10 protein-coding genes and 1 pseudogene are annotated in these 12688 nt (G+C 71.9%); 10 read left to right on the forward strand and 1 reads right to left on the reverse strand.

The window, feature by feature from the left end:
• Positions 1–49: 49 nt before the first annotated feature.
• From IH25_RS0123390 to rpsD, 3 genes are all read left to right on the forward strand, one after another.
• Complete coding sequence (locus IH25_RS0123390; protein ID WP_030613855.1) at positions 50–706, forward strand: vitamin K epoxide reductase family protein; 657 nt, start codon at positions 50–52, stop codon at positions 704–706.
• Positions 707–749: 43 nt separating this feature from the next.
• Positions 750–2105, forward strand: coding sequence for a replication-associated recombination protein A (locus tag IH25_RS0123395; protein WP_030613857.1), 1356 nt, complete (start codon positions 750–752; stop codon positions 2103–2105).
• A gap of 303 nt (positions 2106–2408) precedes the next feature.
• Positions 2409–3023 (forward strand): 30S ribosomal protein S4, encoded by a 615-nt coding sequence (rpsD, locus tag IH25_RS0123400; RefSeq protein ID WP_020938857.1) that lies wholly within the window; start codon positions 2409–2411, stop codon positions 3021–3023.
• 26 nt (positions 3024–3049) lie between these two features.
• Here the strand turns inward: rpsD and IH25_RS0123405 are convergent, their stop codons facing one another.
• Positions 3050–5221 (reverse strand): ATP-binding protein, encoded by a 2172-nt coding sequence (locus IH25_RS0123405; RefSeq protein WP_030613864.1) that lies wholly within the window; start codon positions 5219–5221, stop codon positions 3050–3052.
• Positions 5222–5374: 153 nt separating this feature from the next.
• On the opposite strand from IH25_RS0123405, the gene IH25_RS0123410 reads away from it, so the two are divergent.
• From IH25_RS0123410 to IH25_RS37750, 7 genes and pseudogenes are all read left to right on the forward strand, one after another.
• On the forward strand, positions 5375–5812 hold the full coding sequence (locus IH25_RS0123410) for a DUF948 domain-containing protein (protein WP_107058442.1): 438 nt from the start codon (positions 5375–5377) through the stop codon (positions 5810–5812).
• 16 nt (positions 5813–5828) lie between these two features.
• On the forward strand, positions 5829–6188 hold the full coding sequence (locus IH25_RS0123415) for a hypothetical protein (RefSeq protein ID WP_030613869.1): 360 nt from the start codon (positions 5829–5831) through the stop codon (positions 6186–6188).
• A complete protein-coding gene (gene alaS / locus IH25_RS0123420; protein ID WP_030613872.1) occupies positions 6188–8860 on the forward strand; it encodes an alanine--tRNA ligase in 2673 nt (890 codons plus the stop codon). The genes IH25_RS0123415 and alaS overlap by 1 nt, the downstream gene beginning before the upstream one ends.
• Before the next feature lie 15 nt (positions 8861–8875).
• A complete protein-coding gene (gene ruvX / locus IH25_RS0123425; protein WP_030613873.1) occupies positions 8876–9340 on the forward strand; it encodes a Holliday junction resolvase RuvX in 465 nt (154 codons plus the stop codon).
• Positions 9341–9462: 122 nt separating this feature from the next.
• Positions 9463–11115: an endolytic transglycosylase MltG gene (gene mltG / locus IH25_RS0123430; protein ID WP_107058443.1), complete on the forward strand. Its 1653-nt coding sequence runs from the start codon at positions 9463–9465 to the stop codon at positions 11113–11115.
• The gene (locus IH25_RS0123435; protein ID WP_030613879.1) at positions 11096–11935 is read left to right on the forward strand and encodes a shikimate dehydrogenase; all 840 of its coding nucleotides are present in this window, start codon (positions 11096–11098) and stop codon (positions 11933–11935) included. Before mltG ends, IH25_RS0123435 begins: the two co-directional genes overlap by 20 nt.
• Positions 11936–12097: 162 nt before the next feature.
• A pseudogene (locus IH25_RS37750) lies at positions 12098–12688 on the forward strand (chorismate synthase); the annotation flags it as partial.

A 12688-nucleotide genomic window follows, 5' to 3' on the forward strand; every position in this document is an offset into this window, starting at 1 on the left:
TGACCCGTGCCCGAAGATGGTCCGACCCTCGAGTGACGGAATCGGCGTGATGAGCAAGACGACAGTGAACGACGTCTCCGCGGAGCCCGGTCCGGAGCGCGCCGCCGACGCCCCGCGCGCGGCCGGCGGCAGCCGAGCCCTCGCCATCCTGCTGGTGATCACCGGCGCGGCCGGACTGCTGGCCTCGTGGGTCATCACGATCGACAAGTTCAAGATCCTCGAAGCCAAGGTCGCGGGCAAGACCTTCACCCCGGGGTGCAGCCTCAACCCGGTGGTCTCCTGCGGCAGCGTCATGGAGAGCAAGCAGGCCGCCGCCTTCGGCTTCCCGAACCCCATGCTCGGGCTGGTCTGCTACGGCATCGTCATCTGCGTCGGCATGAGCCTGCTGGCCCGCGCCCGGTTCCCGCGCTGGTACTGGCTCACGTTCAACTTCGGCACCCTGTTCGGCGTGGGCTTCTGCACCTGGCTGCAGTTCCAGTCCCTGTACCGGATCAACGCGCTGTGCCTGTGGTGCTCGCTGGCCTGGGTCGCCACGATCACCATGTTCTGGTACGTCACCTCGTTCAACATCCGCAACGCCTTCCTGCCGGCCCCCCGCTGGCTGCGGTCCTTCTTCGGCGAGTTCACCTGGGTCGTGCCGGTCGCGCACATCGGCATCATCGGCATGCTGGTGCTGACCCGGTGGTGGGAGTTCTGGACCAGCTGACGGCCCCGGCGGGATTGTCGGTGCGGTGCTCTAGGGTTTCAGCGTGGAACCCGACCTGTTCACCGCCGCAGCAGAAGAACGCCAGGAGAAGGACCCGGCGGGCAGCCCCCTGGCGGTGCGCATGCGCCCGCGCTCGCTCGACGAGGTCGTGGGCCAGCAGCATCTGCTGGCACCCGGCTCACCCCTGCGCCGCCTGGTCGGCGAGGGCTCCGGAGGGCCCGCCGGACCGTCCTCGGTGATCCTCTGGGGCCCGCCCGGCACCGGCAAGACCACCCTGGCCTACGTGGTCTCCAAAGCCACCGACAAGCGGTTCGTGGAGCTCTCCGCGATCACCGCGGGCGTCAAGGAGGTCCGCGCGGTCATCGACGGCGCCCGCCGCGCCACCGGCGGCTACGGCAAGGAGACCGTCCTCTTCCTGGACGAGATCCACCGCTTCAGCAAGGCCCAGCAGGACTCCCTGCTGCCGGCCGTGGAGAACCGCTGGGTGACCCTGATCGCGGCCACCACGGAGAACCCCTACTTCTCGGTGATCTCCCCGCTCCTCTCCCGCTCCCTGCTGCTCACCCTCGAACCCCTCACCGACGACGACATCCGCGGCCTGCTGCGGCGCGCCCTCGCCGACGAACGCGGCCTGAAGAACGCCGTCACGCTCCCCGAGGAGACCGAGGAGCACCTGCTGCGGATCGCCGGCGGCGACGCCCGGCGCGCCCTGACCGCCCTGGAGGCCGCCGCCGGCGCCGCCCTGGACCAGGGCGAGAGCGAGATCGGCCTGCGCACGCTGGAGCAGACCGTCGACCGCGCCGCCGTCAAGTACGACCGCGACGGCGACCAGCACTACGACGTCGCCAGCGCCCTCATCAAGTCCATCCGCGGCTCCGACGTCGACGCGGCCCTGCACTACCTGGCCCGCATGATCGAGGCCGGTGAGGACCCCCGGTTCATCGCCCGCCGGCTGATGATCTCCGCCAGCGAGGACATCGGCCTCGCCGACCCCACCGCGCTGCCGATCGCGGTCGCCGCCGCCCAGGCCGTCGCCATGATCGGCTTCCCGGAGGCCGCCCTCACCCTCAGCCACGCCACCATCGCCCTGGCCCTCGCCCCCAAGTCCAACTCCGCGACCACCGCGATCGCCGCCGCCCTGGACGACGTACGCAAGGGCCTGGCCGGCCCGGTCCCCCCGCATCTGCGCGACGGGCACTACAAGGGCGCCGCCAAGCTCGGCCACGCCCAGGGGTACGTGTACCCGCACGACCTGCCCGAGGGCATCGCCGAGCAGCAGTACGCCCCGGACGCCCTGAAGGACCGCGAGTACTACACCCCGGGCCGGCACGGCGCCGAGGCCAGGTACGCGGACGCCGTCGAGTGGACCCGCAGACACCTCGGTCGCAAGCGGTCCTGAGCAGCCTGTAGACTGCTGCGAAGCGCCGAGTTCCGTGCTGTCAGAGCGGGACACCCGGCCGGAGACCCGGTTCCCCGTGGACCGGCTCCAGGAGCGTCGCGCACCGTCGAACGGTGTCGCGGGCAGCCCACCACCCCCCGTGAAATCCCGGGACGGTCGGTGGGCCACTCGCGTGCTGCACGTATGTGCCCAGACCAGGGAAGCGGCTGCCCGGCAGGTCCCGCGCGGACCCGACGGGTTTTCCCGGCTGCGGATGCGACCTCCCTAACCCTGACGAGCCGGAATCAAGGAAATGAGATAACTGTGGCGAACCAGTCCCGCCCCAAGGTCAAGAAGTCGCGTGCCCTCGGCATCGCGCTGACCCCGAAGGCCGTCAAGTACTTCGAGGCCCGCCCCTACCCGCCGGGCGAGCACGGCCGCGGCCGCAAGCAGAACTCGGACTACAAGGTCCGTCTGCTGGAGAAGCAGCGCCTGCGCGCTCAGTACGACATCTCCGAGCGCCAGCTGGTGCGCGCCTACGAGCGTGCCTCCAAGGTCCAGGGCAAGACCGGTGAGGCCCTGATCGTGGAGCTGGAGCGCCGCCTCGACGCGCTGGTCCTGCGCTCGGGCATCGCCCGCACGATCTACCAGGCCCGCCAGATGGTCGTCCACGGCCACATCCAGGTCAACGGCCAGAAGGTCGACAAGCCGTCCTTCCGTGTCCGTCCGGACGACGTCGTGCAGGTCCGCGACCGCTCCAAGGACAAGACGCTGTTCCAGATCGCCCGTGAGGGCGGCTTCGCCCCCGACGGCGAGACCCCGCGCTACCTCCAGGTGAACCTCAAGGCCCTGGCGTTCCGCCTGGACCGCGAGCCGAACCGCAAGGAGATCCCGGTGATCTGCGACGAGCAGCTCGTCGTCGAGTACTACGCCCGCTGACCCAGGTCACGGCGTAGGCCTCAGCCTCAGCCCGCCGTCTCCCCGCCCTTCCGGGTGGGCGAGGCGGCGGGTTCGCGCTGTCCGGGGCCGGTGCCCGGGACCGGGCCGCGAGGCGCCGGCAGGGCGCCCAGCGCCCCCGGCTTTTGGTGCCGCAGCGCCCGGGCCACCGCCGCCTCCCGGTCCAGCCCGGCCCCCGCCCGCACGCACTCGGCGTACCGCGCGTCGCCGAGCGCCCGCCGCGCGGCGGCCTCGCACAGCTCGTGCGGCGCGTTGTAGTACGCCGAACCGAACAGCGGCAGCCCCACCGAGGGCCACAGCCGCCCCGCGGCGCCCTGGAGCACCGCCGCCTCCACCGGATCGCCCTGCGCCACCGTCACCAGCGCCAGCAGCTCGATGACGAGCACCGAGCCCAGCAGATCCCGGAACGCGTGCGCGTCGGCCAGCGCGTTCGCGAGCAGCTCCCGCGCGCCCGCCGGGTCCCCGTCGGCCCAGGCCGCGTACGCCAGCACATACAGCGCGTACGAACGCGCCCAGCGCTCCCCGTGGTCCTCGCAGGCCCGGCGCACCTCCTCGCACAGCCGCACCGCGCCCGGCAGGTCGCCCTGGAACGCCCGGGCCATCGCCAGCTCCACCCGGCCCATCAGGACGTTGCTGTTCAGCTCGCCGACCGCCCGGTAGCGCTCCAGCGCCGAGCGCAGCAGCGTTTCCGCACCGGCCATGTCGTCCGTGACCAGGGCCAGACAGCCGGTGCGGTGCTCCGCGTAGGCCGCCGCCACCGCGTCGCCCGCCCGCTCCGCCCGCTCGCGGCACGTCCGCAGCACGCGCAGCGCCGCCCCGGTGTCGCCCTGGAGGATCGCCACGTAGCCCAGCACCCACAGCGCCTTCAGCCGGGCCCGCTCGTACCCCGACTCCGGCTCCAGACTGCGCTCCAGCCAGCGCCGCCCCTCCGACAGCCGCCCGCAGCCCACCCAGCAGAACCACAGCGAACCCGCCAGGTGCTGACCGAGGTGCGCCTCGTCCGGCTCGGTCAGACAGCACTCCAGCGCGGCCCGCAGATTCGGCAGCTCCACGTCCACCCGCGCGGCCACCTCCCGCTGCCGGGGCGTGCACCACTCCAGCTCGCACCAGGCCGCCAGGCCCAGGTACCAGTCCCGGTGCCGTCTGCGCAGCCGGTCCGCGTCCCCGGCCGCCGCCAGCCACTCGGCGCCGTACTCCCGGACGGTGTCCAGCATCCGGTAGCGCGGGCCCACCGGGGTCTCCTCGCGGGCGAGGACCGACTGGGCCAGCAGCTCCGACAGCACGTCCAGCACGTCCTCGGCGGGCAGCCCCGCCCCGCCGCACACGTACTCGGCCGCCTCCAGGTCGAAGGACCCCGCGAACACCGACAGCCGCGCCCACAGCAGCCGTTCGGCCGGGGTGCACAGCTCGTGGCTCCAGCCGATCGCGGTGCGCAGCGTCCGGTGCCGGGGCAGGGCGTCCCGGGCGCCGCCGGTCAGCAGCCGGAACCGGTCGCCGAGGCGGTGCAGCAGCTGCGCCGGGGACAGCGCGCGCAGCCGCCCGGCCGCCAGCTCCAGCGCCAGCGGGATCCCGTCCAGCCGGCGGCACAGCTCCCGCACCTCGGGGCCGTCGGCCACCGGCACGCCGTGCGCCCGGGCCCGGTCGGTGAGCAGCTCCACCGCCTCCTCGGGGCCGAGCGGCGCCAGCGGGAACAGCCGCTCGCCCGCGAGACCCAGCGGGCGCCGGCCCACGGCCAGCACCCGCAGCTCCGGCAGTCCGCGCAGCAGCCGGGCCACCAGCCGGGCACTGGGCTCCGCCAGATGCTCGAACCCGTCCAGCACCAGCAGCATCCGCCGGCCCGCCAGCTGCTCCAGCAGCGTCTCGCGGGGCAGCCGGGTGGTGTGGTCGGTCAGACCCAGCGCCTCCACGACCGCGTACGCCACGAACTGCGGATCGCGCACCTCGGCCAGCTCCACCCGGCCCCAGCCCGCACCGGCCGGCTCACCGGCCGCCCACCGCGCCGCCGCCCGCACCGCCAGCCGGGACTTGCCCACCCCGCCCGCCCCGGTGACGGTCACCAGCCGGGCCCGGCCGAGGGCCGCCGCCAGCTCGGCCAGCTCCGCCGAGCGCCCGATGAAAGCGGTGAGTTCGAGGGGCGGGGCGCCGCCCGCCCAGGGGCCGGGACCGTGAGGATCTCGCATGGGACACGGAGCGTACTGAACCGTGTTCGGTGCGTACAATCACCCGGCGCGAGCGCACCCGCCGAGCCGGGATATCCGGTACGGAGCCGCGGCCCCGGCGCGATAGGCTCGGGACACGACTTTTCCGATGCTCAGGCACGTTTCAGGGAGCGGGTGCGCACAGTGTCCGGTACAGAGGTGGCCGGGATCCTGGTGGCCGTCTTCTGGGCGATCCTGGTCTCTTTCCTCGCCGTCGCGCTGGCGAGGCTGGCCCAGACGCTCAAGGCGACCACCAAGCTCGTCGCGGACGTGACCGACCAGGCCGTCCCGCTGCTCGCCGACGCCTCCCAGGCGGTGCGCTCCGCGCAGACCCAGATCGACCGGGTCGACGCGATCGCCTCCGACGTCCAGGAGGTCGCCTCCAACGCCTCCGCGCTGTCGACCACCGTCGCCTCCACCTTCGGCGGCCCGCTGGTCAAGGTCGCGGCCTTCGGCTACGGCGTCCGCCGGGCGCTCGGCGGCCGCAAGGGGGAGGACGTGCCCGGCAAGTCGGCGCGTCGTACCGTGATCGTGGGCCGGACGGTCCCCGCCGCACGACGCAAGCGGAAGTAAGGACTGAGACCGAGCGATGTTCCGCCGTACGTTCTGGTTCTCCACCGGTGTCGCCGCCGGTGTGTGGGCCACCACCAAGGTCAACCGCAAGATCAGGCAGCTGACCCCGGAGAGCCTGGCCGCCACCGCGGCGAACAAGGCCCTGGAGACCGGTCAGCGCCTGAAGGACCGCGCGGTCGGCTTCGCGTTCGACGTCCGCGACAACATGGCCCGGCGGGAGGCCGAGCTGGAGGAGGCCCTCGGCATCCACGAGGACCCCGAGCTCCCCGCGCCCCGGCGGTACACCGCCATCGAGAACCACCCCAGCGACAACCGCAGCACACCGAAGTACATCGAAGCCCCGATGCACTCGTACAACCGGAATGAGGACCACTGATGGAGTCGGCCGAGATTCGCCGCCGCTGGCTGAGCTTCTTCGAGGAGCGCGGGCACACCGTCGTCCCTTCGGCGTCGCTCATCGCGGACGACCCGACTCTGCTCCTCGTCCCCGCCGGCATGGTGCCCTTCAAGCCCTACTTCCTGGGTGAGGTCAAGCCGCCGTTCCCGCGCGCCACCAGCGTGCAGAAGTGCGTGCGCACGCCCGACATCGAAGAGGTCGGCAAGACCACGCGGCACGGCACGTTCTTCCAGATGTGCGGCAACTTCTCCTTCGGCGACTACTTCAAGGAAGGCGCCATCAAGCTCGCCTGGGAGCTGCTCACCACGCCCCAGGACAAGGGCGGTTACGGCCTCGACCCCGAGCGCCTGTGGATCACCGTCTACAAGGACGACGACGAGGCGGAGCGGATCTGGCACGAGGTCGTCGGCGTGCCCAAGGAGCGCATCCAGCGCCTGGGCATGAAGGACAACTACTGGTCCATGGGCGTGCCCGGCCCGTGCGGCCCCTGCTCCGAGATCAACTACGACCGCGGCCCCGAGTTCGGCGTCGAGGGCGGCCCCGCCGTCAACGACGAGCGGTACGTCGAGATCTGGAACCTCGTCTTCATGCAGTACGAGCGGGGCGAGGGCATCGGCAAGGACAACTTCGAGATCCTCGGGGACCTGCCGAGCAAGAACATCGACACGGGCCTCGGCCTGGAGCGGCTCGCCATGATTCTGCAGGGCGTGCAGAACATGTACGAGATCGACACCTCCATGGCCGTCATCGACAAGGCCACCGAGCTGACCGGCGTGCGCTACGGCGACGCCCACGCCTCGGACGTGTCCCTGCGCGTGGTCACCGACCACATGCGCACCGCCACCATGCTCATCGGCGACGGCGTCACCCCCGGCAACGAGGGCCGCGGGTACGTCCTGCGCCGCATCATGCGCCGCGCCATCCGCAACATGCGGCTGCTCGGCGCCACCGGTCCGGTCGTCAAGGACCTGATCGACACCGTGATCGGCATGATGGGGCAGCAGTACCCGGAGCTGATCACCGACCGCGAGCGCATCGAGAAGGTCGCCCTCGCCGAGGAGAACGCCTTCCTCAAGACGCTGAAGGCCGGCACCAACATCCTGGACACCGCCGTCACCGAGACCAAGGCCTCCGGCGGCACCGTCCTCTCCGGCGACAAGGCGTTCCTGCTCCACGACACCTGGGGCTTCCCGATCGACCTCACCCTGGAGATGGCCGCCGAGCAGGGCCTGTCCGTGGACGAGGACGGCTTCCGCCGCCTGATGAAGGAGCAGCGGGAGCGCGCCAAGGCCGACGCCCAGGCCAAGAAGACCGGCCACGCCGACCTGGGCGCCTACCGCGAGATCGCCGACAGCGCCGGTGAGACCGACTTCATCGGCTACACCGACACCGAGGGCGAGTCCACCATCGTCGGCATCCTGGTCGACGGCGCCTCCTCCCCGGCCGCCACCGAGGGCGACGAGGTCGAGATCGTCCTGGACCGCACCCCGTTCTACGCCGAGGGCGGCGGCCAGATCGGCGACACCGGCCGCATCAAGGTGGACTCCGGTGCCGTCATCGAGGTCCGCGACTGCCAGAAGCCGGTCCCGGGCGTGTACGTCCACAAGGGTGTCGTCCAGGTCGGCGAGGTGACCGTCGGCGCCAAGGCCCACGCCTCGATCGACGTGCGCCGCCGCAAGGCCATCGCCCGCGCCCACTCGGCCACCCACCTCACCCACCAGGCCCTGCGCGACGCCCTCGGCCCGACGGCCGCCCAGGCCGGTTCGGAGAACCAGCCCGGCCGCTTCCGCTTCGACTTCGGCTCCCCGTCCGCCGTCCCGACGGCCGTCATGACCGACGTCGAGCAGAAGATCAACGAGGTGCTCGCCCGCGACTTGGACGTGCACGCCGAGGTCATGGGCATCGACGAGGCCAAGAAGCAGGGCGCCATCGCCGAGTTCGGCGAGAAGTACGGCGAGCGGGTGCGCGTCGTGACGATCGGCGACTTCTCCAAGGAGCTGTGCGGCGGCACGCACGTGCACAACACCGCCCAACTGGGCCTGGTGAAGCTGCTCGGCGAGTCCTCCATCGGCTCCGGTGTGCGCCGTATCGAGGCCCTGGTCGGCGTGGACGCCTACACCTTCCTCGCCCGGGAGCACACGGTCGTCAACCAGCTGACCGAGCTGCTCAAGGGCCGCGCGGAGGAGCTGCCCGAGAAGGTCTCCGCCATGCTCGGCAAGCTGAAGGACGCCGAGAAGGAGATCGAGCGGTTCCGCGCCGAGAAGGTCCTCCAGGCCGCCGCCGGCCTCGCCGAGTCCGCCAAGGACGTGCGCGGCGTCGCCGTGGTCACCGGCCGGGTGCCGGACGGCACGACCCCCGACGACCTGCGCAAGCTGGTCCTGGACGTGCGCGGCCGGATCCAGGGCGGCCGGGCCGCCGTGGTGGCCCTGTTCACGGTGAACAACGGCAAGCCGCTGACGGTCATCGCCACCAACGACGCCGCCCGCGACCGCGGCCTCAAGGCCGGTGACCTGGTCCGCACCGCCGCCAAGACCCTCGGCGGCGGCGGTGGCGGCAAGCCGGACGTCGCCCAGGGCGGCGGCCAGAACCCGGCCGCCGTGGGCGAGGCCGTCGAGGCCGTCGAGCGGCTCGTCGCCGAGACCGCCAAGTAGGAACGGCTCAAGCAGATGCGCAGAGGACGTCGGCTCGCGATCGACGTCGGGGACGCCCGGATCGGGGTCGCCTCGTGCGACCCCGACGGGATCCTCGCCACCCCGGTGGAGACCGTCCCCGGCCGGGACGTCCCCGCCGCCCACCGCCGCCTCCGTCAACTGGTGGAGGAGTACGACCCGATCGAGGTCGTCGTCGGCCTCCCTCGCTCCCTCAAGGGGGGCGAGGGCCCGGCCGCGGTCAAGGTCCGCGCCTTCACACAGGAACTGGCCAAGGGCATCCAGCCGGTGCCGGTGCGCCTGGTGGACGAGCGGATGACGACCGTGACGGCCGGCCAGGGACTGCGCGCCTCCGGCGTGAAGTCCAAGAAGGGCCGTTCGGTCATCGACCAGGCGGCGGCCGTCATCATCCTGCAGCAGGCCCTGGAATCCGAACGGGTGTCAGGCAAACCACCCGGTGAGGGCGTCGAAGTGGTCATCTGATCGCGATACGGTAACGTTCCGCGCGATGCGCCGGTGTTCGAACAGCCGGGGCACAGCAAGAGGCGGAACGGAATCCGGCCGACGGGCCGCGGGACCGTGGGCCTCGCGGCTCTAGGGGATCGATGACTGAGTATGGCCGGGGCCAAGGCTCCGAACCGTGGAATCCGGAGGACCCGTTGTCCGGGGACGGCGGATGGGGCGGACAGCAGGCCCAGCAGGGCTCGCAGTCCCCGTACGGCGGCCGGCCGCAGCACTATCCGCAGGCGTCGGAGTACGGCGACTGGAGCCAGGAGCAGCAGCCCGGATACGAGGGACAGCAGCACCCGCACCACGACGGCCGGCCGTACGACCAGCAGCTCGCCGGCCACAGCCGGCACCAGTTCCACCAGGGCGGCTGGGACGCGACCGGCACCCTCGGCCAGGTGCCCTACGCCGCCGACCCCGGCGACCCCTACGGCCAGCAGCCCGTGGCCTACGGCGGGGAGCAGCCCGACCTCTACGGCACCGAGGACGCCTACCCGCCGCCGGAGCCGCCCGGCCGCAGGCGGCCCGAGCCCGGCCCGGAGTCCGAGCCGGCCGACGACGAGGAGCACGTCCCGGCGGTGGCCGGCGGCGGCGCGGGCGACGACGGGGGGCACGAGCTCGCGACCCGGCGGGAGCGGCGCGGCAAGGGCCGCAAGCCGGTCAAGAGCAAGAAGCGGCGCACCGGCTGCGCCTGCATGGTCGTCGTCCTGGTGTTCGGCGGCGGCCTCGGCGGAGTCGGGTACTTCGGGTACCAGTTCTACCAAAATCGTTTCGGCACGGCCCCGGACTACGCGGGCGACGGCACCGGCGAGACGGTCACCGTCGAGATCCCCAAGGGCGCGGGCGGCTGGGAGATCGGCCGCCGTCTGAAGGAGGCCGGCGTGGTCAAGAGCGCCGAGGCCTTCGTCCACGCCCAGACCAACACGCCGGGCGCCGACGGCATCCAGGCCGGTGCCTACCTGCTGAAGAAGGAGATGTCCGCCGCCAGCGCCGTCCGGCTGATGCTGGACCCGCGCAGCCAGAACAACGTCATCGTCACCCCCGGCGAGCGCAACTCGGGCGTCTACGCGGCCATCGACAAGAAGCTGGAACTGTCCTCGGGCACGACCAAGAAGATCGCCGAGAAGCAGTACAAGTCCCTCGGCCTGCCCGCCTGGGCGAACAACAGCGGCGACGTCAAGGACCCGCTGGAGGGCTTCCTCTTCCCGGGCACCTACCCGGCCGCCAAGGGCATGAAGCCCGACGCCATCCTCAAGCAGATGGTCACCCAGGCCAAGCAGAAGTACGCCGCCTACGGCCTCGACGACAAGGCCAAGGAGCTCGGGGTGGACAACGCCTTCGAACTCGTCACGGTCGCCAGCCTGGTCCAGGCCGAGGGCAAGACGCACGACGACTTCCGCAAGATGGCCGAGGTGGTCTACAACCGCCTCAAGCCCGACAACACCGAGACCAACCGCAAGCTCCAGTTCGACTCGACGTACAACTACGCCAAGGGCACGAGCAACATCCACATCTCCGAGAAGGAGATCAACAGCGACCCGAGCCCGTACAACACGTACCGGTACCCGGGACTTCCGCCCGGCCCGATCGGCAACCCCGGCGAGGACGCGCTGAAGGCGACGCTGAACCCGACGCACGACGGCTGGGTCTACTTCGTGGCGACCGACGGTATGAGCAACACCGAGTTCGCCAAGACATACGCGGAATTCCTAGAGCTCAGGGACAAGTTCAATGCCAACTCGGGCAACTGACGGCCGTCGTGCCGCCGTGCTCGGCTCCCCGATCGCCCACTCCCTCTCCCCGGTGCTGCACCGGGCGGCGTACGAGGCGGCCGGGCTCACCGGCTGGTCGTACGACAGCTTCGACGTCGACGAGGCCGCGCTGCCCGGCTTCCTGGACCGGCTCGGGCCCGAGTGGGCCGGTCTGTCGCTGACCATGCCGCTGAAGCGGGCCGTCATCCCGCTGCTCGACGAGGTCAGCGACACCGCGGCCTCGGTCGACGCGGTCAACACGCTGGTCTTCACCGAGGACGGACGCCGGCGCGGCGACAACACCGACATCCCGGGCATGGTGGCCGCCCTGCGCGAGCACGGCATCGAGGAGGTCGGCTCCGCCGCCATCCTGGGTGCCGGCGCCACCGCCTCCTCCGCGCTCGCCGCACTGGCCCGGATCTGCACCGGGGAGGTCGTCGCCTACGTCCGCAGCGAGGCCCGCGCCGCCGAGATGCGGCAGTGGGGGGAGCGGCTCGACGTGGAGGTCCGCACGGCCGACTGGGCCGACGCCGCCCGGGCGCTGAGCGCCCCGCTGGTGATCGCCACCACGCCCGCCGGGACCACCGACGCGCTCGCCACCGCCGTACCGGAACGCCCCGCCACCCTCTTCGACGTGCTCTACGACCCCTGGCCCACCGAACTGGCGGCCCGCTGGTCCATGTTCGGCGGCGCCGTGGTCGGCGGCCTGGACCTGCTGGTCCACCAGGCCGTGCTCCAGTTCGAGCAGATGACCGGGCAGGTCCCGGGCCCGCTGGACGCCATGCGGCAGGCCGGGGAGAAGGCGCTCGCCGGCCGCTGACGCCCCCGCGGGCGTCCGCCTGCTGGACCGGCGGCCGTCCGCCGCCCCGGGACGTGGGAGGATCGGAGGTGGCGTGCCGGGGTCGCGCACCCGGTGACGCCGTCGCCGTGCGCCAGGAGGCGCACGCCGGGCAGTACCGGGCGCGAGCACTGAGGAGCACCGTTGAGCAGGCTGCGTTGGCTGACCGCGGGGGAGTCCCACGGTCCCGCACTTGTCGCGACGCTGGAGGGTCTTCCCGCCGGCGTGCCGATCACCACGGAGATGGTGGCGGACCACCTGGCGCGGCGGCGGCTCGGCTATGGCCGTGGTGCGCGCATGAAGTTCGAGCGGGACGAGGTCACCTTCCTGGGTGGTGTCCGGCACGGGCTGACCCTGGGCTCGCCGGTCGCGGTGATGGTGGGCAACACCGAGTGGCCGAAGTGGGAACAGGTCATGGCCGCCGACCCGGTCGACCCGGAGGTGCTGGCCGGTCTGGCGCGCAACGCTCCGTTGACGCGTCCGCGTCCGGGGCACGCCGATCTGGCGGGTATGCAGAAGATGTGCACTGGGACCGGCGGCTGGACGCGCGGCTGGCCGCCGCGCTGATGGGGATCCAGGCGATCAAGGGCGTGGAGGTCGGCGACGGTTTCGACCTCGCCCGGGTGCCGGGTTCGAAGGCGCATGACGAGATCGTGACCACGGAGGAGGGTGTCAGGCGGGTCACGGGCCGTTCCGGTGGTACCGAGGGTGGTCTGAGCACGGGTGAGCTGCTGC

It is taken from the genome of Streptomyces achromogenes subsp. achromogenes, from assembly GCF_000720835.1.
Classification (GTDB): domain Bacteria; phylum Actinomycetota; class Actinomycetes; order Streptomycetales; family Streptomycetaceae; genus Streptomyces; species Streptomyces achromogenes.

Coding starts and splice junctions, on each gene's coding strand:
- IH25_RS0123390 (WP_030613855.1), top strand. CDS start 50: ATGAGCAAGACGACAGTGAACGACGTCTCCGCGGAGCCCGGTCCGGAG.
- IH25_RS0123405 (WP_030613864.1), bottom strand. CDS start 5,221: ATGCGAGATCCTCACGGTCCCGGCCCCTGGGCGGGCGGCGCCCCGCCC.
- IH25_RS0123415 (WP_030613869.1), top strand. CDS start 5,829: ATGTTCCGCCGTACGTTCTGGTTCTCCACCGGTGTCGCCGCCGGTGTG.
- alaS (WP_030613872.1), top strand. CDS start 6,188: ATGGAGTCGGCCGAGATTCGCCGCCGCTGGCTGAGCTTCTTCGAGGAG.
- ruvX (WP_030613873.1), top strand. CDS start 8,876: ATGCGCAGAGGACGTCGGCTCGCGATCGACGTCGGGGACGCCCGGATC.
- mltG (WP_107058443.1), top strand. CDS start 9,463: ATGACTGAGTATGGCCGGGGCCAAGGCTCCGAACCGTGGAATCCGGAG.
- IH25_RS0123435 (WP_030613879.1), top strand. CDS start 11,096: ATGCCAACTCGGGCAACTGACGGCCGTCGTGCCGCCGTGCTCGGCTCC.